Annotated in this window: 18 protein-coding genes; 9 read left to right on the top strand and 9 right to left on the bottom strand. The window is 37.6% G+C overall.

The window, feature by feature from the left end; genetic code table 11:
- Positions 1–966 precede the first annotated feature (966 nt).
- Positions 967–1,329 carry a hypothetical protein gene (locus BGP15_RS16875; RefSeq protein WP_286768317.1) on the bottom strand — a complete coding sequence of 121 codons (363 nt, stop codon included), beginning with the start codon at positions 1,327–1,329 and terminating at the stop codon, positions 967–969.
- 235 nt (positions 1,330–1,564) lie between these two features.
- Between BGP15_RS16875 and BGP15_RS16880 the strand changes: the two genes are divergently transcribed.
- From BGP15_RS16880 to BGP15_RS16905, 6 genes are all read left to right on the top strand, one after another.
- On the top strand, positions 1,565–2,185 hold the full coding sequence (locus BGP15_RS16880) for a recombinase family protein (RefSeq protein WP_286768316.1): 621 nt from the start codon (positions 1,565–1,567) through the stop codon (positions 2,183–2,185).
- Between the two features lie 279 nt (positions 2,186–2,464).
- A complete protein-coding gene (locus tag BGP15_RS16885) occupies positions 2,465–2,992 on the top strand; it encodes a hypothetical protein (protein WP_286768315.1) in 528 nt (175 codons plus the stop codon).
- 104 nt (positions 2,993–3,096) lie between these two features.
- Positions 3,097–3,732 carry a hypothetical protein gene (locus BGP15_RS16890; protein ID WP_286768314.1) on the top strand — a complete coding sequence of 212 codons (636 nt, stop codon included), beginning with the start codon at positions 3,097–3,099 and terminating at the stop codon, positions 3,730–3,732.
- Positions 3,733–3,787: 55 nt separating this feature from the next.
- Entirely contained in the window at positions 3,788–4,324 is a 537-nt protein-coding gene (locus tag BGP15_RS16895; protein WP_286768313.1) for a hypothetical protein, read from the top strand.
- Positions 4,325–5,475: 1,151 nt separating this feature from the next.
- Entirely contained in the window at positions 5,476–5,790 is a 315-nt protein-coding gene (locus tag BGP15_RS16900; protein WP_146753017.1) for a hypothetical protein, read from the top strand.
- Positions 5,791–6,221: 431 nt separating this feature from the next.
- Positions 6,222–7,247, top strand: coding sequence for a hypothetical protein (locus tag BGP15_RS16905; protein WP_070570481.1), 1,026 nt, complete (start codon positions 6,222–6,224; stop codon positions 7,245–7,247).
- A gap of 130 nt (positions 7,248–7,377) precedes the next feature.
- Here BGP15_RS16905 and BGP15_RS16910 read toward each other — a convergent pair whose 3' ends face one another.
- Positions 7,378–7,830, bottom strand: a complete 453-nt coding sequence (locus BGP15_RS16910; protein ID WP_070570483.1) for an SRPBCC family protein — start codon at positions 7,828–7,830, stop codon at positions 7,378–7,380.
- Positions 7,831–7,834: 4 nt separating this feature from the next.
- Positions 7,835–8,503 carry a DinB family protein gene (locus tag BGP15_RS16915; RefSeq protein ID WP_070570487.1) on the bottom strand — a complete coding sequence of 223 codons (669 nt, stop codon included), beginning with the start codon at positions 8,501–8,503 and terminating at the stop codon, positions 7,835–7,837.
- A gap of 267 nt (positions 8,504–8,770) precedes the next feature.
- Between BGP15_RS16915 and BGP15_RS16920 the strand changes: the two genes are divergently transcribed.
- The gene (locus BGP15_RS16920) at positions 8,771–10,756 is read left to right on the top strand and encodes a glycoside hydrolase family 97 protein (RefSeq protein WP_286770215.1); all 1,986 of its coding nucleotides are present in this window, start codon (positions 8,771–8,773) and stop codon (positions 10,754–10,756) included.
- 99 nt (positions 10,757–10,855) lie between these two features.
- Here BGP15_RS16920 and BGP15_RS16925 read toward each other — a convergent pair whose 3' ends face one another.
- Positions 10,856–13,219, bottom strand: coding sequence for a glycoside hydrolase family 127 protein (locus BGP15_RS16925; protein ID WP_286770216.1), 2,364 nt, complete (start codon positions 13,217–13,219; stop codon positions 10,856–10,858).
- Positions 13,220–13,455: 236 nt separating this feature from the next.
- On the opposite strand from BGP15_RS16925, the gene BGP15_RS16930 reads away from it, so the two are divergent.
- Both BGP15_RS16930 and BGP15_RS16935 read left to right on the top strand, forming a co-directional pair.
- Entirely contained in the window at positions 13,456–14,046 is a 591-nt protein-coding gene (locus tag BGP15_RS16930; protein ID WP_070570493.1) for an LOG family protein, read from the top strand.
- Positions 14,047–14,152: 106 nt separating this feature from the next.
- A complete protein-coding gene (locus tag BGP15_RS16935) occupies positions 14,153–14,281 on the top strand; it encodes a hypothetical protein (RefSeq protein WP_286727312.1) in 129 nt (42 codons plus the stop codon).
- Between the two features lie 277 nt (positions 14,282–14,558).
- On the opposite strand, the gene BGP15_RS16940 is transcribed toward BGP15_RS16935, so the two are convergent.
- The 5 genes from BGP15_RS16940 to BGP15_RS16960 all read right to left on the bottom strand — a co-directional run bounded on the left by BGP15_RS16940 (position 14,559) and on the right by BGP15_RS16960 (position 19,092).
- On the bottom strand, positions 14,559–15,353 hold the full coding sequence (locus BGP15_RS16940; protein ID WP_112374414.1) for a (Fe-S)-binding protein: 795 nt from the start codon (positions 15,351–15,353) through the stop codon (positions 14,559–14,561).
- A 7-nt stretch (positions 15,354–15,360) separates the two neighbouring features.
- The gene (locus BGP15_RS16945) at positions 15,361–16,659 is read right to left on the bottom strand and encodes a 4Fe-4S dicluster domain-containing protein (protein ID WP_112374402.1); all 1,299 of its coding nucleotides are present in this window, start codon (positions 16,657–16,659) and stop codon (positions 15,361–15,363) included.
- Positions 16,660–16,852: 193 nt separating this feature from the next.
- On the bottom strand, positions 16,853–17,527 hold the full coding sequence (locus tag BGP15_RS16950; protein ID WP_286770217.1) for a TetR/AcrR family transcriptional regulator: 675 nt from the start codon (positions 17,525–17,527) through the stop codon (positions 16,853–16,855).
- Positions 17,528–17,888: 361 nt separating this feature from the next.
- A complete protein-coding gene (locus BGP15_RS16955) occupies positions 17,889–18,455 on the bottom strand; it encodes an OmpH/Skp family outer membrane protein (RefSeq protein ID WP_286770218.1) in 567 nt (188 codons plus the stop codon).
- Between the two features lie 103 nt (positions 18,456–18,558).
- The gene (locus tag BGP15_RS16960) at positions 18,559–19,092 is read right to left on the bottom strand and encodes an OmpH/Skp family outer membrane protein (RefSeq protein ID WP_046671928.1); all 534 of its coding nucleotides are present in this window, start codon (positions 19,090–19,092) and stop codon (positions 18,559–18,561) included.
- Positions 19,093–19,140: the final 48 nt, after the last annotated feature.

Here is a 19,140-nt window from a genome sequence, read left to right on the forward strand (position 1 = left end):
GAAAAAACAAGTTTTGATGCATTCATTAAAATATGAACGCTAATTGAAGACAAATATGATGGTATTACCACCAAAAGTGGGGAAGAACCAACATCATCGGAATATGCATTGAAGCGATCAATGATTTTCAACCAGGAATTAATGAGCAAACAGAAATAGCAGAAGCTTTATTAATTGATTATTTTAAGACGAGTTTGTATAATACTCATTTTACAAACGGATTGTCATCAAAGTTAAAGACCTTAAAAAATGTATACAAATTAGATTTTGACGCAATTATTGTAGAAATCAACAATGAAAATATTGGTAATTTAAAGGTCTTCTCGAATCATGTTGCACCTGATTATTATCATCAAGCAATACTTGATATTAGGAAACATGAGGGTAGAATATCACTTCTAAATCTAAAGTGAGTTTTATCGGGATAACATCAATATTTACAATATATCTCCATTCAGGATAAGTATTAGGATTTGTAATGAAATAAATTTATCAAAATAGAATTAGCTCAATGCCTCCAACAAATTCTTCAAATCTTGCTCAAAATCATGTGAAAAAAGTATGCTGACCGCACTTAAGGAGACACTATTAAATAGTAGTCTCCTTTTTTATGCTCAAAAATGTTGTCATTCAGAGTGTTAAAAACGACCTGCGCAGTTCGATTTTTTGATGCAAAAATTTTCGTATTTTATTCATATTAGGCTAAAAAGTGAGTATATAGCGTCATTAAGGCGTTTTTTCTACAGTTCGAAATCTCCTTAAGGATTTATTTTTGAGCTTAAGAGTATTCCCAGAGGATACTCACAATCCCATTTTTGGCAAATGGGGCGAGAGAAGTAGGGCTTTGCCCAACTTCTGCTTGCTCCTTTGTATCGTCCTATTATGGGGTTACATTTCGCAAAAACGCTGACTTTCATATGCTGTTTTACAGCGCTCAAAGTATTCAATTAGAATTAACACATGTTGCTAGTCTTTAATTAACCTGCCAACAATATTTTGATCGGTTTCTTCTTGAACAACGATATTACATAGGATTATATCTTTATTATCAAAGACCTGAAAATCGAAAAGTCTGGTAAGAACTTTAAATATTATGCCTTTTTTCTCGAACCGAGCATTTACTCCATGGCCATCTATAAACCTATCTACAGTTAAGCCTAAATAATCACCTGGAATTGGTAAATCAGCAATACTATCTGCGTGATATCCTTCTTCAGTTAGGTCTTCCTCGTACGGTCTTCCATTCCCATTTGGATTGTATTCTTGAAATCTGATCCGGATAGATTTCTGATCTTTGAAATCCAACCCATCCACTGCTTTAATTGCCATAATTTTTTCTTAACAAGTTACAAAACATAAATTATCAAATCAAGTTCATTTAAACCAGAAATTTTTTCCCCACCTATTTAATGATTGGTAATCTGGTTCTGTTAAACGCTGGTTTATTAAGATTATTCGATATCCTAAATTAGCATGATTAATTTTAAAATATATTGTCTCAAAAACTTGTATCAATAAACACTGTTTCATAAATTTATATGACATGAGTTTAATGTAACTAAATATGAAAATTGGGTATGCAAGAGTTTCGACCAGAGATCAAAATTTGAATTTGCAAATTGAAGCTTTGGAAAAGGCAGGTTGCGATAAAATATATAAAGAGAAAATTTCGGGATCGACCAAGAGTCGACCAGAACTTGACAAGATGCTTGAGCATCTACGGAATGATGATGAGTTGTATGTATGGCGATTGGATAGATTAGGCCGAAGCCTAAAGAATATTATTGATTTAGTTTTAGGTTTAAATGACAAAGGGATAATTGTCAAAGGTTTGACCGATGGTGTAGATACCAGCACAAGTAATGGTCGATTGTTTTTAAATATAATGGCTTCGTTTGCAGAATATGAAAGGGAGTTGACAAGAGATCGGACAAATGCAGGCTTACAATCTGCTAGAGCGAGGGGCAGAACCGGAGGAAGACCGAAAGGCTTTACAAAGGAAACAATAAGGAAGTTATTAATTATGCGCCCTCTTTATAAAGATCTGAGTAAAACTCCGGAGGAAATTTACGAACCACTCGGATTGTCTCGAGCAACCTTTTACCGCTATGCTAAAATTCTCGACAAGCATACTAATGATGAAATTAAAAATATGGAAGTTAATAAATATCAAAAAACGGTTTAAAATGAAAGCTATTGACTATTGTAAAAAATACGGTATATCGCAAACTCGGCTCGAATCTTAATTATCTAATATCAATAAATAGCGAATATTGCCTCTCAGAAGAACAGCAAGCGATCTATCCTAATCTTTTTAATAGTAAGAGGAAGGCTCTAAAAAAAATGCTGGTAAACCTAATCCTTGGAACAAAGATGAATTAAAGAACCGACCTTGGATATTAAAAAAGTAACATAAATTTCAATAAACAATGTGAAAAATTAGTTAATTATCTTCTTAACAGCAATGAGTCCATTTAAATACGAATTACAAGAGCTAAGCGAAATTAATACACCTTTTTATACAAGAATTGGCCTACTTAGCGTTCGATTTTCAGAAATTGAAAGTCTAATTACTCATATTATTGAGAAACTTATAAATTCCGATGATGAATTGATTAATCATTTTCTAATCAAAGAAAATTCACTTCACGTCAATTTGGAGCTAATAAAAAAGCTTTCATCTTTTCGACATTATGAAGAGGAAAGAATTTCGGAAATTGTTTCAAAACTAAAACCGTTACAAAGATTAAGAAACAGTTTTATACATGGTGTTTGGCTTGATGTGACAATTGAAAACAATGAAACTTGTATTTATTGCTCAGATCATAGATGGCAATTAACTAAAAGCAGTTCAAATAGAATACAATACTCAAGATATGATAGTAAGCGTTATACGACTCGGGATTTGGATAAAGAACTTATAACAGCTAGTGAAATATTGCTTGAACTAAAAAGACTTTGGCAGGATATTGATGAGGTCAATTATTTTTAAATATTATCATCACGATTCCAAAAAAAATGTTAATCCCGAGTTTACCAAAAAGTTTAGCAAATATTTAATTTTTAAAAAAATCACTAATCTCAAAAAACGATTTTATGAGTAAAAAAATTACAATCATTTTCATGAAATACTTGCAATTTACTATTATTACCGTCCTTCTTTTATTATTTAAAACATCTGTTTACGGACAAAATACCCGTGTTGTTGAGAGCTTTTATAAAATCCCTTTAAATTCAAGTAAATATGATGTAACATCGTTCATGGAATCTGATTTAGTAGATTTCTCAGTAAAAAAAACTTATAAATCTGATGTCTTTTTAGATGGTATTAGAGAAGCTATTAAATATGAAGGTGTAAATTTTGATCAAATTACTTTAATTTTTTATAAAGGAACGCTTTATGATAAAAAGTTAGACATTTTTTATATTGATCCAAAATATAAACATATCGCTGAAAAAGAATACCGAAACATTGATAAACATATAAGATCTTTTTTTAACATACTTAAAAGTGTTGAATCTCAAAGCATTAATTTCGGTGAGCAAGATGGAAATGGTATAACATATTTTGTTAAAAAAGACGGCAATAAATTTACTCGGCAATCTGGTCTTATGTTTAAAAGGTTATTTGATAGTCAAGGTACTTATGGTTACAAGATTGAGTATAATGTGACAGATGTATCGAAAACAGAATATGATATTAACAAATTATCTAAACCGGGGCTAGACTGATTGAGTTTTAACCAACTTTTGCCCTGAATGCTCTCAAAAAACGATAGAAAAAAGTATGAAAGATTATTACCGATTGAGTAAGTCAAAAAAGGAGGAAATAGCTCAAAATTTAATAGACATTATTGATAAAGGAATCCCACCTACATATGACACTAGAATATTTATTGGAAACTGGATCTTAACTGATCGTTCTGAAAAATTCAAAGCTTATTATGATGTATGGGAAATTGTACTGAAAAATTTTCTTCCTAAAACAAAACCAATATTGATTAGAAGTATCTCACGGAAATCTAAAGCAGAATATATTGCTAGTTTCACAAATTCTGTTTACTCTGCTGTTAAGTTCGGACAGGATAAAGGATATTGGATTATTTGTGATACAAAAGAATGTTTACCGTCATCAAAATCAAACAAAGGTAAATATAGATATACTTTTTATCCTTTAAGCCAAGTATTAAAAAAAGCAAAAGAAAATGGAGGTTGGGGATTCTCTGATAGATTATTAAGGGATTATGCCGGAGAGGATGAATACATAATGAAGATAGACTTCTCTGTAATGCAGCTAGTGAAATTTATAGAACACAATTATTAACAATAAATCTCAGAAACGATAAAGTATGAAGCCAAATCTATATAAACTAGAAGATGCCCATGGTATGAGTATTTTACATGTTAAAATTTTGAAGTTCCATCAAACCAACCTTTTTAATTAACTATATTTACGGTTTATTGTTCTAAATACCAATTTGGGAATTAACAAATATTTTATATAAATTTAACTTATAGCACTTGCAGCTAAAACGTATATCAAACCAGTGAGTTATTCGGTGAGCAGGTGAATGAAAGGTTTGTAAATTACTGATAAATAGATTGATGCAGGTAGGGTTCGATTCCCCTACGGAATATCCATTGGAATTACGAGTATTAAGGTTTAAAATATACTAAGTTTTACATTAAATAAGGAAGCAAATAATAAAGAAATCTTCAGCTTAATGCCTCCAACAAATTCTTCAAATCTTGCTCAAAATCATGTGAAAAAAGTATGCTGACCGGCACTTAAGGAGACACTAGTCAATAGTAGTCTCCTTTTTTTATGCAAAAAAATATTGTGAATCAGATCATTGGAGGTCAATTGAGCACAGTTTGATATTTTGATGGGAAATACGAGAACAAGCAATGTAGACGTTCATTAACTTTTCTATTTTTGAGAACTTAAACTCGTCTGAAAAAATTTCATAAATATAGCACAGCTATAGGACGGTTTACGCAGCCGCTGCCTAGGAAAATAGGTCAAGAACAAACGTAAAATAACGGTATATATAGATGCTGGATTACCACTTCCAGTATAGTTCCAGTATTGTTGAAGTATAGTTGATGTAGTCAGGACAGGATACCTTGGCGGTACTAGATTCCTCGCTGATCATTCCTTGAACTTTACTCTGATTAGTCTTATGAGCAATAATGCCCCAGCCCGACCTTTTTGATTGTATGCTTGCTCCATGGTATGCTGACTCATTGTTTAGCACGAACCTATTTTAGAGCTCATAGATTTAAATAGTTTCATTCACCTATACCATAAGCCTAGCTGTATTGCGAATAATAGACTAAAAACCACGAATATTGAACGAACTGCAACAGATAATAAATAACCGTAAAATTAATTAATGGTGTTTTTATTTTTACTTCCATAAAATAAAGACTTGCTTCAAAAGCATGTTATGGTTTAATAAAAAGATAGAAACAATGAAAAAATTAATGATGAGTTTGATGGCTGTTGCACTGCTATCTACAGCCGCTTCTGCAAAGACAACGGAAAAGGCACCGAAAGAAAATGTCAATGCTAAGACAACGACTTACCGTCTTCCTAACACGAATACACTCGTGAAAGTCACCGAAGAGGTCAAAGAAAGCGAAGGAAAATTGACACACTGTATTTTTGTGTTGAGTTTTTATGATTATGACACGGCGCAACTGGTCGGTACACATACTTCAGACACCTATACAAATGGTGGTTGTGGATCTTTCTTTAAAGCATGTAGGGCATTTTGGGGTGTTTAATGCAGTCGATCCCTGTTGGTTTCAACCGGCAGATAGGTTTCGGCGTTTTCGCGCTGTTACAAACGATTAATTTAAGCGGGGTGAAAACCCCGCTTTTTTTTCGCCCTAAATGGTTAGACTGTTAAGTCTTTTTGCTGTGCAGAAAATTCAGTTTTTAACCCGCTTTTTCGCTTATAATACGCTAGGAAGGGTATGCTTTGATGATTTGTGATCAACTACTGGTAGTCTTATCGCGTAAGTTATTACCTTGTTTTTCGTTTAACGAGGTTGAAGCGTTGATTTGAATTGTAAAAATATGCTATAACGGGATGGTACGTGTTGGACTGATGTAAAAAAACATTATCTTAGATTATTATATTTAATTTATCAGATAAAAAAGTGTAGCTAACCTTTTTTAATGATAACCGAATTTGGAACTGAAGAACTTCAATATGCACACTAGAAATTTTTTACTTCTTCTTAGCGCACTAATATGGCTAAGTTGCACAAAAGATCCCATCGAGCCAAACGTAGAGCCCCCAGAGGTGGCACCTTCAGATACCACCAAGAATGAGCCCACTGTTCCGCCTGATAAGTACGAAATTCGGAAAGTACAATTTCAGATGAGCGAGCTTTTCTCTGATGATAATATTGATGAAAAAGTTTTCCTGGGCGGACTTTGGAGTCTCAAAGACACCCTTGAAGGCCCACGGCTAGAAAGCCTGGAAGCAAAAGCGAAAAAAGTAAAATTCCATTTCTTGTCTTACAATGACTTCTCCGTAGATATGGGATTCTTTGAGCCCAGCTATAAAAATGGTCTTGCTTATGCCAATAAGTTTGAAAAGTCGAAACAGGCAAGTAGTATGAACTTTACTTCGAGCAGTTTTGGAGATTACGCCGAAATACAGGGATTTCTCGGTAATTCGAAGGATGTAAAAAAGGCATTATCCCTTGTAAAACATGCCGACTCAACGACGATCAGTAAGCAAAACAGCACGCTTCGTATAGGCAAAGTCAATAAGCTTACAATTTATATTGACCACACAGAGTATTTTGATGCTTATCCGGAATCGGAGGTAGCTGTATTGACCCAAGCAGGTTACTCTCCCTATGTGCTTGCTTCGGTGACTTATGGTACCCATATGATTCTGATGGGTGAAACTGATTCAACACGGGCAGGCCTCAATACGGCAATAGACAAAATACTGGAAAATAAAACACTGGATGATGTAGATACCAAAGTCCTCGATTGCAGCAATCTGCTGATCTACTATCGGGGCGGCGGCAAGAACAGTTTTATTCAGTATCCGAAAGGAGCCAAGGCTATTGGAATAGCACTCCGCGATATGCTCCTTTATGTGAGTCAGACGGAAAATATCTTTAATTATCCACTTACCTATGACTTTATGAGCCTGAAGGACTATAGCACGCTACGGTATTACAATATATTTGACATTCGGGTCAAAAAACAAAAGTAAACGAACGAAAAAAGGCATCGGCAAGATAAAAAAACGGCATCCAGATCTAGGTGCCGTTTTTACTTTTGCCAACAAGCTTCTGACTTGCGAATTGATTTCGCAAAGCTCTTCAATATGCAGGGTATTTCACCTATTCCTTTTCGCTAATATCCTTTAGCCGTTGCAAAGCATTTGGCCAAGCCTCATTAAAGTAATCGATGTATTCGTCGTTTGTATCAACATCTACTTTCAATAATGTTTGTCCTTCGATGTCCGAAAAAGAATAATTTTCTAATGCTCCAGCCCAATCTTCGACAGCTGGTCCGGATAAAATTTCTTGGCCATTGTCTAGGATACCAAGATGCCGAATAGACACATATGAATTTGGAATGTATTCGGCGATTTCTGCTACCATTCCGCCTTTTTCACCATTTTCATCGACGCCGGTAAAATGAATTTTTTGCCCCTTGTCCCAGATGCCTTCGAAATCTGAACTTGGATTGAATGCACTGGTCCATTGTTTATAGGTTTCTTTGTCAAGCATTGTTTTAAAAACCCGCGGCACAGGCGCATGGATCTTAATTTGATAAGTTAATTTCTTCATCTTTCTATTGTTTTGGAAAATTGGGATCGGCTTTTATTTCAGCGATCTGTTTGGTATGACGTGCAGAATGCGCAGCAATAAACATCAGGGCTTGATAACCATCAATTGGACCAGTTGGGGAATCGCTGACATGATTTCTGAGATCTTCCGCATCAGCTTTTTTGATGTAATCAAGCACGGGTTGGCGGGCGGCATTGAAATCAGTCAAAGCGGTGTTCACATTTTTATAAATTCCCTCTGGTTGGAGTTCCTTGGGTGCCTGATATTTGTGACTTCTGTCTGTGAGTGCATTTTTTAGATTGTCGTCGGTCATCTTGATCTCTTTTCTCCTTTCAGGTTGTGGATCTTGATCCAGGCCCTTTTTTGCCATGTCAAATATCATTCGTTCTGAACGAATAATATGCTCAAGGCATTGACTGATCGACCATTTGTCGGGCGCTGGCTTAAATTGGAGCTGCGCTTCGCTTAAACCCGCAACCTGCTTTTCAAGCTCCGCAGTTGTTTGGTTAAAATATTGCAATAGCGAGTCGGTTCCAACATAATCGTGTTTTAAAGCCTGTTTTTTTTCTATCAGCGTAATGTTTTGGTCCTTTTGCTCGAGCAATGACCCTGATTTGGCAGATGATGGAGCCAAGGTAGCAGTTGCTATGCTGGCAAGTGCTATCATGTTCATAATTAGATTCATAGTTTAATACTTTTTAAGATCGTAAAATAAATGTCACTATTTCTTTACAATTATAAGGGATTTTTGTTTGGTATATCTTCTCATAGGACAAGAAAAGCTGCGTTTGCGCCTTCCCAGATTAGACGACGATTCCTATTTGACGCAGTCGATTGCAACCTGATAAAATACGTATTCTGTAATAAGTGTTTTTTGTACATTTATTAAAATAAAACCTTATCTTTAACAGAATAACTAACCGACTATTTGAGTTAATCTATGTTAAATCACAATTATACGCGCTATTTTAAACGTTTACCAGTAAAACGTTATGCTTTGGTATGTATGCTATCTTTGTTGGGGACAATTGCCACAGCACAGCAGACATCGGTATCGAGTCCGGACGGAACTTTGACCGTTAAATTGGATCTGAAAAACGGTCATCTATTTTATCAGGTTGAACTGGAAGGAAAGACAATGTTGGAAGCTTCACCGCTTGGGCTTCAAAGCAAGACGATAAATTTAAGCGATAATTTGCGTCCAATAGCAGAAAAAAGAGGTGAAATTTTGACCAATTATAACGAGCCAAAAATCAAACGCAGTCAGGTACAGTATAAAGCGAATGAATTGCGTTATGTGTTGGAGAATACTTCAAAGCAGCAGATCGAGGTTACTTTCCGTGTTAGCAACAACAATATAGCGTTCCGATATTATGTGCCTCAGGTGGGCGAGCCGGCCAACTTTGCATTGATAAAGGAGAATAGCGGCTTTAAATTTCCACTCGTTACAACAACATTTTTAACAGCCCAAGCTTCCCCGATGATAGGCTGGATGAAAACAAAACCAAGTTACGAAGAGGAGTATCAGGCAGATCAGGCGCTAGGCGTACCTTCGAAGTATGGTGTTGGCTATACTTTTCCTGCGCTCTTTCATGTTGGAGATCGTGGATGGGTACTTGTTTCGGAAACGGGAGTTTCAAGTGCATATTGCGCATCCAAGTTAAGCGAAGGCACGAAGGATGGCCTTTATAGCATTTCTTTTCCGGAGGAAGGGGAGAACAATGGCATTGGACGAGCTGCTCCCACAATTTCATTACCCGGTTATACACCTTGGCGCACACTGACTGTCGGAAGCAGCCTAAAACCCATTGTGGAAACGACCATTCCGTTTGATGTTGTTGAACCGCAGTATCCAGCATCGAAGAAATACGAATTCGGACGGGCGACATGGAGCTGGCTGGAATGGCAGGACGGCAGTATTAATTTTGAAGACCAAAAGAAGTTCATTGACCTTTCGGCTTCAATGGGGTATGAATTTGTATTGATCGACAATTGGTGGGATACAAAGATCGGCCACGAGAAAATTGAACAATTGGTGGCTTATGGGAAGGAGCGGGGCGTAGGTATTTGTCTGTGGTACAATTCGAACGGATTCTGGAACGACGCACCTCAGACGCCAAAAAATAAAATGAATACTTCGATTGCACGTAAAGCCGAGATGCAATGGATGCAGCATGTGGGCATTAAAGGAATCAAAGTCGACTTTTTTGGAGGCGATAAACAAGAAACACTGAAGCTTTACGAAGATATTCTTTCGGATGCAAATGATTATGGATTAACCGTTATATTTCATGGATGTACTTTACCGCGTGGTTGGGAGCGCATGTATCCGAATTTCGTGGGCAGTGAAGCCGTGTTAGCCTCTGAAAATTTGATTTTCACACAACATGCAAATGATACGGAGGCTTTTAATGCGACTTTACATCCCTTTATTCGGAATGCCGTGGCGGCAATGGATTTTGGTCCGGTTTTGCTGAACAAACGTCATAACCGCGAGAATAGCGGCGGTACTATCCGCAAAACGACAGAAACATTTCAATTGGCAACGGCGATTTTATTTCAGACTCCGGTACAAAATTTTGGATTGACACCCAATAATTTACAGGAAATGCCAACCCATGTGATTAATTTTATGAAGCAGGTACCAACTACCTGGGATGAGACTGTTTTTATTGATGGTTATCCAGGTAAATATGTCATACTTGCCCGGAGAAAGAATGATACATGGTATATAGCGGGGATAAATGCCGAGGGCAAAGAAAAAACTGTATCGGTGAATTTGCCCATGTTGAGTACAGATGCGGTACAGCTAATCGACGATAACATTGCCCGGGAGTCAAAACAGAAGCAGATTCGACTTTCTAAAACAAAGTCCATCAAATTGACGTTGCAACCTGAAGGCGCCGTTGTTTTAATCGGAAAATAAATTAAGCGTTCTTCTGACGAACTGAATCACTTTTGATGAACTGAATTATCTAGGCTAAGTGAATCGCGCCTGACTAATGGAAGCTATCTCCCAGATCCATTAGTCAGGACGAAGAGTTCTTATTTCTAGGATCTTGTGACTTGTAAATCCTGCCCCGGCCTTAATTTTCAGTTCTATTTTGGTTTTACCTGCACTCTCCATGGGAAGCTGTATATGTATTGTTTTCATGGTGGATCTCTCATCCTTGTCTTCCAATATACTGATGGTTTTACCATCGATCATTACCTCAGTTACCCTGGATGAGTTGTCTGCCAGCAATTTGATCGCGACCAGTTGGGTCTCTGGCGTTATTTTCATCACATAACTGAACCAGCCTTTTGTATCGCGCCAGCGTGTATCACCGAATGCCCCAGCATTGCTATTTTGCTCGCGAAAAAAGTGATCTGATTCTGGTTGTTGCTCCCCAGCGACTACTTTATCGACCGTTTTGGCCGCTAGCGCTAAGCTTTCCACTTCATCGCGGCGCATTTTGTCCTGTAATGCCAGTAATTCTTTCTGCGTTGCTTGAGGCCAATAGATCATATAACGGGAATCATGAATACCGAAAAAGGGTTCTAGTTCCATTTGAATATCTTTTTTTCCCAAATAGAGATTTGAGAGTGTAAAGTGTAAGGGCTTTGACGCTATTGGTTTTACAAGTTCCGGAATATTGTTCGGTTCTGCTTGAAGAATCGGGAGATCACGTAAAGGGATTTGTTTTCCAGAAGCAATGTGCCCCATTCGGCTGTCGTCGGCTCGAAGTCCCAAAAGATCTTCCTGTCCAGTTCGGGCTCCCAAAACAAGAGGTCCATATAAAATACTATAATAATTGCTTTTATCAGGCAACTGCTCAGTATGTATCCCCATGGGTAATTGAAGGCTGACGATATCGCCCTTTCGCCATGTACGTTTGATCTGGATATGCTCATTTGTGGAACTGAAATTGCGGTAAGGCTTTCCATTGATCAACACATGGGGAGCTGTGATGAGCCAGCTGGGTTTACGAATAAACAAGCTGAATGACGTCGGTTTTTTAGGGTTCATTCGTATGCTTGTTTTGGCTTCTGTCGGGAAGTTCGTTTCTTGAATAACTTCCATATTTTTCTCCTTCCAGTCCAGGCGTGAAGGAATAAATAGATTGACAAATAGGTCATTGTTGCGGTATGCGTAGATCATTTCACCATATTTGGCGTGATTTTCCATCCCTGATCCGACGCAGCACCACATACTTGTCTGCGCTTGAGAATAAACACGATAATGCCCCGGACGAATTTGCGTGAAATAGACTAATCCACCATGTTCGGGGTGTTGTGTCGATAAGATATGGTTGTAAAGAGCACGTTCATAAAAATCGAGGTATTTCCCTTGCGGATCGGTCTGATAGAGCATTTTTGTGAGCCGTAACATATTGTAGGTATTGCAAGTTTCTGGTCCCTCAATGCTATAGAGCATTTTTGAAAAATCTTCCGTTGGGTTAAAATGTTCACTTACACTATTTCCTCCAATAGCAATCGAGCGCTGCTCAACGACATTGTCCCAAAAGTAGCGAACAGCCTCCGCCCATTTTTCGTTGTGAGAAAGGTCAGCGATGCGTTTAAAACCGAGAACTTTTGGAATTTGTGTATTTGCATGCAATCCTGTTAAATGATCTTCATGCGCTAATAAAGGCTCAAGTATGGATTGATGACTGAATTTACGAGCCAACTCGAGATAAGTCTGATCTTGGGTAATTGCAGCAACATCAGCAAAAGTTTCGTTCAGTCCGCCATGTTCACTTCGTAACATTTCCTGTATTTGAGCATCTGAAAGTTGAGCGACCAACTTAAGCGCCCAATCAGTCATTTGAATCAGCATGTCTTTTGCAGATTCATTGCCTGTCAACAAGTAGGCGTCTCGCAGGCCAGCATAGGTTTTGTGTATATTATATAGCGGCACCCATTTTCCATTCAGGTTAAAGCTACCGGCGTTGATTCTACCTTGCTGAATCTCTGTCCAAATAATTTTACCCCCAGGTACTCCGCCTATGTAGCCGTTTCCATTTGCTTCCTGACAACGTTTCAAGTTGCTGAGCATATAATCTAGGCGTTCCTTAATACGAAGGTCTCCTGTAGCGGCATGCATATGTGCGAGAGCAGATAGATAATGCCCTCCGATATGGCCATCTAATCCTGTATTTTCCCAATTGGTATAGGAGTCTTTTTTTAGCGGTAAATTGGCTTCGCGTAAAAAGGGAGCCAGCAATCTGTCCGGGTCCATTTCCAATAAATAATTGATGTCAAGATCTTCAGCATGTTTAAAAATCCCAGGTAACAACCTTACTTCTCTTAAATCGAAATAATTCAATTGAGAAGTTGTTTGGGCAGATAGCGCCAGACTAAATAAGCTTAAGAGAGCACTGTGCAAAAATTTGTTTTTGAAGATCATATGGACTGAAATTATCATTTGTTATTAACAAGATCTGATGAGCTTGTCTGGTTAGCCGTTATGTATAAAAAGACCGGTAAATCAAAGATATTAAATGTGTTATTTATTTTAAGTGTTTTTTTTACATTTATATTTATGTGCGAAAATAATGCGTGTATTTTTTTGTATATTATTGATAGTGAGTTTGTTTTTTTATTAAAAAGAGCTGATCCGTTTATTTTTAACTATACTTGTATATGAAGAAAGTTAATAGTATTGTTATTTTTTGTGCTTCCAGTTTAGGGAATTCGGCCGTGTATGAAGAGCAAGCCTCCTATGTGGGAAAGGTTTTGGCTGAATACGGTATTCGTTTGGTTTATGGTGGTGGAAGGGTTGGCCTAATGGGAGCTGTTGCGAATGGAGCTCTTGCACAGGGAGGTGAGGTAATAGGTGTCATTCCTGATTTTTTAAATTCGAAAGAAAGAGAGCATAGGGGGGTAACAAAACTGATTACTGTAGATACCATGCACGATCGTAAACGGATTATGAGTGATTATGCCGAAGGAGTTATTGCGCTGCCGGGTGGTTTTGGTACCTTGGAAGAACTTTTTGAAATGATTACATGGGCTCAATTGGGTTTACATAAAAAGCCAGTTGGTTTGTTAAACATCAATGGATTTTACAATCATCTCATTCAATTTATTGATCACATGGTCGAAGAGGGCCTTCTTAAGCAGGAAAATCGAGCGATGTTATTGGTGGCTGATACGATTGAGGAGCTGATCGAGAAGATGCAACAGTATGAAGCGCCACTGGTTCCCAAATGGATTGAGAAGGATGAGATTTAGCGATATAATAATATCGTTCAGAATTGACTAAGTCGAAATTAGTTCGAAGGATTATACCTCATATAATCCGAAACAGCTGTCGGAAGCATTCCGACTAGAAGCTTCATTGTTAAATATACCACATCGTATTCAAGTGGTGAACAGTAAGAATTTTAGTGATCAAGTGGTACTCAACCTCACCGAAAGTGCTATCTCTGCGGATAGCTATTTCGGTGGCGGCTATATCATCGCGTAGTGTTCTCTCATTTTTTTTATTATTTAAGAAATGAACAACATTTTTAAAGAAATGAACAACAATGAATTGAACTAGAGGCGATACCTTTGTTATGGCTAGATGTTAGAGTCGGTTGATCAGCATAAAAACAGCGCTGATCTTCGATTCGGGGGAATCCCTTATATTTTAACCGGCTTTGGGATTCCCCTAATTTATGCGTGGACAGGAGATATTCTTCTCCCTACACAAAAGGCCCGATCGTATGATCGGGCCTCTTTTATTTCGTGATTAATATAATTTACAATTGATTTGCTCGGGCAGTGATTTCGGCAATATCCAGCACTTCTATCTCTGATTCTTTTTCTTTTATCTTTACGCCATCTTTTAGCATGGTCATACAGAAAGGACATGCTGCTGCTACAACTTGAGGCTGTGCATCGATGACTTCTTCGATACGTTCGATGTTAATGTCTTTTACTCCAGGCTCTGGTTCTTTAAACATTTGTCCGCCCCCTGCACCGCAGCAAAGTCCATTGCTCTTACAACGTTTCAGTTCGATCAACTGGGCATCCAAGCTTTCCAATACTTTTCTCGGCGCCTCATATACCTCATTGGCACGACCAAGATAACAGGGATCATGATAGGTTATCTTCTTTCCTTTAAATACATTATTATCCGCTGGTTTTAATTTTCCTTCATCAATCAGGTTTTGGATCAATTGTGTATGATGAATGACCTCATAGTTGCCACCAAGAGATGGATACTCATTTTTTAAAGTATTGAAACAGTGCGGGCAAGCAGTTACTATTTTTTTGATTTCATAGCCATTGAGTACTTCGATGTTCATCATGGCCTGCATTTGAAAGAGAAATTCGTTTCCACTTCTTTTGGCAGGATCCCCCGTACAGCTTTCTTCTGTACCTAGGATGGCATATTTTAAACCGACATGTTGTAATATTCTGCAGATATCGCGCGTAATTTTCTGTGCACGTTCGTCAAAACTCCCAGCACAGCCTACCCAAAATAGTATATCTGGAGTTTCTCCTTTAGCCAACAGTTCTGCAACTGTGGGGACTTTTAATTCATTTTCCATCATAAAACTATTGTTGTTGAGTCCAATTGGCACGGTCTAATTGCGCATATTTCCATGGCGCACCATTGTTCTCAATATTTCCAAACATATTGTTAATACTTGCAGGAGCTTGTGATTCTTCCATAACGGCAAAGCGACGTAGTTCAATAATAATATCCAGTGGATTAATATTGACTGGACATTGTTCTACACATGCATTACAGCTTGTACAGGCCCATAACTCTTCTCGACTGATATAAGTATCGATCAGCGATTTTCCGTCATCCTGAAAGCTCCCATTTGTTTTGATATTTGTACCGACTTCCGTCAGTCGGTCCCTTGTATCCATCATGATTTTTCGTGGGGACAGCAGCTTTCCCGTTATATTTGCGGGGCAAGAAGATGTACAACGTCCACATTCCGTACAGGTATAGGCATCCAGTAAGCTCTTCCAGGTTAAATCCTGAACATCTTTGGCTCCAAAACGTGCATTTGCATCTGCTGGTGGTGGAGTGAAACTTGGGTCAAGCATGGCTTTTACCTCGTTGGTTACGGCAGGCATGTTGGATAGTTTGCCTTTCGCATTCAGATTAGAAAAATAGGTGTTCGGAAAAGCTAAAATAATATGAAGATGCTTAGAGTAGGGGAGGTAGTTCAAGAACGCAAGTACACCTAGGATATGAAACCACCAACAAGACCGCTCTATTAAAAATAAAGCTTCCGTCGAAGTTGGAAGGTATGGAAGAAGATAGTGGCTTACCGGAAAGGAACCTACCGATTTAAAATGTGCAAAGCCATAGAGTTGCAATTTAAGATCAGAAGCGTTCATCAGCAGGAAAGCCGACATTAAAAGAATCTCTGTGATTAAAATAATATTTGCATCCGTCTTGGGCCAATGTTTTAATTCCGCGCTATTTAAGCGAGCTACTTTAGCGATATTTCTCCGAATTAAAAAGATGACACAGGAGAGCAGTACAGCGAGGGCGAGCCATTCAAATGCACCAATCAGAAAATTATAAAAACTCCCTAGAAATGAAAAGATACGATGTGTACCAAAAAGCCCGTCTATGACAATCTCCAACATCTCAATATTGATGATGACAAATCCGAGGTACACAAATAAATGCAATACAGCGGGGAAAATGCGCTTAAACATTTTCTTTTGTCCAAAGGCGACGAGGAGCATCATCTTCCAACGCTCTGGTGATCTGTCCGAACGATCTGCCGGTCTACCCAGCTTGATATTACGATAAATCTGTTGTGCATTTTTGCTAAAAAGGAATAATGCTACAGCGAAACAAACCGCAAATATTAGTTGACCTATCATATGCTTGGATCTTGGTTATAAACAAATATACTATATTATTTTGTTATGCTAACATAGTAAAAATAAATCAGAAATAATGCCCTAAGGCGATAATTTATTGGAAATTTTTACGGGGGAAATATAGGCTGTAATGAAAACGTCCAAGAAGGAATTCTTTCTTCTTGGACGTTTTATCTAATTATAATGGAATATTCTATAGCTGAACATCGGAGAATGTCTGTTCTAATATTTTACGAATGGTTTTCTGAATCCGTTCTTTTCCTGCTTCGGTATTGATATCGATACCGCAAAATGTACTGCCCGTAGATTTTGCCTGAAGGCTTAGATAGTAGATTGAACTGACTAAGATCGCCAATGTTGCTCTCAGGTCGTTTTCGGAGTTTTCGAATTTTGAATCGACATGTTTAAATAGTTCCTCGCCAAACATTTCCCTTCTGTCGGCGATATTTTTAAGCGCTTTTGTCTTTTCGCCCAGGCCCCAGTGAATGACTTTTTGCTTCGTTTTATCCTTCAAAAAGGTGTCGAATTGAGATTTAAGCAATTCTTCTATCAAGGAAACGCTGATGGTGCTTGGGTTTGTGACCATTTGCTCTAAGACTCCCTTGTCTCCGATCTGCCAAAAATCTTTTTGTGTCAGGTAAGCTTCCACCAGTTGATCCAGACCGCCAAAATAGTTCCATATCAATGCTTTGTTCAGTCCACATTCCAAAGCAATATTAGGCCCATTCAATGCATGGTATCCTTTCTTCTGAATGACCTTTCCGACAGCTGCGATCATGCGAGCTTTGGTGCGCTCCTTGTCACGAATAGGACCGGAAGTTACCTTTCTTTCTTTTTTAGGATTATCCTCAATTACTTTCTTTTTCATGCGAATAAAATCATTTTAACGACGAAGCTTTCCTGAGTACCTCATATTCGTCAGTTAATGAACAAATTTGAGCCCATGAAGTTTTCATTAGGGTAGATATGTTTGTTTTCCGAACCAATATCTACAATTTAGCTGGTAAATGCAAGAAAATCAAGCAGCAGATTTTTATTTGCACTATAATTTGACTGATCCGATAAGCATTTTAGTTTATCTTATTTTTTGGCAATAGGTTGGGTGGATATTTGCTGCTGTTAGCAGTGTACGCTGATTGCGATACACTGGCCTTACGGAAAATAGATAGGCAATAAAAAAGGGATTATCTCTAAAGATAATCCCTTTTTTATTGCCTTGTATTGCTGGCTTATTTTCTTGTTGGAGCAGCAGGAGCAGCTGTAGCTGAAATACCTAATTTTGTTTTAACAGCAGCAGTTAAATCCTCTCCACCTTGGAAATAAGGAATATTTGTGCTTGAAATATCAAATACATATGCCATTCCCTTTTCTTTTGAAACAGCGCTTACAGCATCACCAACTTTTCTATGAATAGGTGCAATTAGCTCTTCTTCTTTCTTGTTCAAGTCTTCTTGAGCAGCTTGTTGTGCTGTTTGGATACGCGCTTGGATATCTTGTAGTTCTTGACCTATTTTGTTGATTTCTGGATCAACAGTTTCTTTGTTTGCTTCACTTCTGTTACGCAATTTATCGTTCGCATCTTTTTGTTTTGTTTGATAAATAGCCACCATATCTTGAATTTCTTTGGTTTTGCCGTCGCTTAATGTTTTCAATTGACCTTCGGCTGCTTTAAATTCCGAAGTGGACTGAATAATTTCAGCAAAATTGATATGACCAATCTTTTGTTGCGCATTTGCGAATTGAGTTGAGAAAAATACTGCCACTAAAGCAACCGCACCTTTTAATAAATTTTTCATGCTTTTCATTTTAATCTAATGAGCCATCTTTATGGCAATCTTTTAGTTTTCTAATTAATTACTACTATTGTTATTTGTGTTCACAATGATAATAAACTCCCGCTTAGTTTGCAAGACTCGGATTGGGTTTATATCCTAATTTTGTAATGACATCATTACTTTTATTCAATTTTGGATTGGCATAGAGAAAAGTCGACTCATTGCCCTTGTCCATAATAAAATCAATTCCCTGCGCAGAAGCAACGTCTTGGATAGCTTTTGCTACACGATCTTGAATAGGCTTCATCAGTTGAGTACGTCTTTTAAAGAGGTCGCCTTCAAATCCAAACTTTTGTTTTTGATAGTCTTTTACTTCTTTTTCTCTTGTCACAATTTCATCCTCACGACGACGGCGCATATCTTCATTTAATAAAACCTGATCCTTTTGATAAGCCTGATATAGTTTCTCAATCTCAGCATATTTCTGATCCACTTCTTCCTGCCATTGCTTCGATAGATCATCCAGCTGTTTCTGTGCAGTCGTATATTCAGGAATATGTTTTAGGATATATTCTGAATCAGCATATGCAAGTTGTTGGGCAAATGTCGCTGTAGCACTCACGACTACAAAAGCTATAACTAACAATATTTTTTTCATATTTCCTGTAAGTTTTTATAGACTATACTTTTTATTATTTAACACTAA

The sequence above is a fragment of the Sphingobacterium sp. 40-24 genome, from assembly GCF_001899705.1.
Classification (GTDB): Bacteria; Bacteroidota; Bacteroidia; order Sphingobacteriales; family Sphingobacteriaceae; genus Sphingobacterium; species Sphingobacterium multivorum.

Coding starts and splice junctions, on each gene's coding strand:
- BGP15_RS16910 (WP_070570483.1), bottom strand. CDS start 7,830: ATGAAGAAATTAACTTATCAAATTAAGATCCATGCGCCTGTGCCGCGG.
- BGP15_RS16895 (WP_286768313.1), top strand. CDS start 3,788: ATGAAAGATTATTACCGATTGAGTAAGTCAAAAAAGGAGGAAATAGCT.
- BGP15_RS16905 (WP_070570481.1), top strand. CDS start 6,222: ATGCACACTAGAAATTTTTTACTTCTTCTTAGCGCACTAATATGGCTA.
- BGP15_RS16880 (WP_286768316.1), top strand. CDS start 1,565: ATGAAAATTGGGTATGCAAGAGTTTCGACCAGAGATCAAAATTTGAAT.
- BGP15_RS16925 (WP_286770216.1), bottom strand. CDS start 13,219: ATGATCTTCAAAAACAAATTTTTGCACAGTGCTCTCTTAAGCTTATTT.
- BGP15_RS16960 (WP_046671928.1), bottom strand. CDS start 19,092: ATGAAAAAAATATTGTTAGTTATAGCTTTTGTAGTCGTGAGTGCTACA.
- BGP15_RS16940 (WP_112374414.1), bottom strand. CDS start 15,353: ATGGAAAATGAATTAAAAGTCCCCACAGTTGCAGAACTGTTGGCTAAA.
- BGP15_RS16900 (WP_146753017.1), top strand. CDS start 5,476: ATGAAAAAATTAATGATGAGTTTGATGGCTGTTGCACTGCTATCTACA.
- BGP15_RS16915 (WP_070570487.1), bottom strand. CDS start 8,503: ATGAACATGATAGCACTTGCCAGCATAGCAACTGCTACCTTGGCTCCA.
- BGP15_RS16920 (WP_286770215.1), top strand. CDS start 8,771: ATGTTAAATCACAATTATACGCGCTATTTTAAACGTTTACCAGTAAAA.
- BGP15_RS16945 (WP_112374402.1), bottom strand. CDS start 16,659: ATGATAGGTCAACTAATATTTGCGGTTTGTTTCGCTGTAGCATTATTC.
- BGP15_RS16875 (WP_286768317.1), bottom strand. CDS start 1,329: ATGGCAATTAAAGCAGTGGATGGGTTGGATTTCAAAGATCAGAAATCT.
- BGP15_RS16955 (WP_286770218.1), bottom strand. CDS start 18,455: ATGAAAAATTTATTAAAAGGTGCGGTTGCTTTAGTGGCAGTATTTTTC.
- BGP15_RS16950 (WP_286770217.1), bottom strand. CDS start 17,527: ATGAAAAAGAAAGTAATTGAGGATAATCCTAAAAAAGAAAGAAAGGTA.
- BGP15_RS16890 (WP_286768314.1), top strand. CDS start 3,097: ATGAGTAAAAAAATTACAATCATTTTCATGAAATACTTGCAATTTACT.
- BGP15_RS16885 (WP_286768315.1), top strand. CDS start 2,465: ATGAGTCCATTTAAATACGAATTACAAGAGCTAAGCGAAATTAATACA.
- BGP15_RS16930 (WP_070570493.1), top strand. CDS start 13,456: ATGAAGAAAGTTAATAGTATTGTTATTTTTTGTGCTTCCAGTTTAGGG.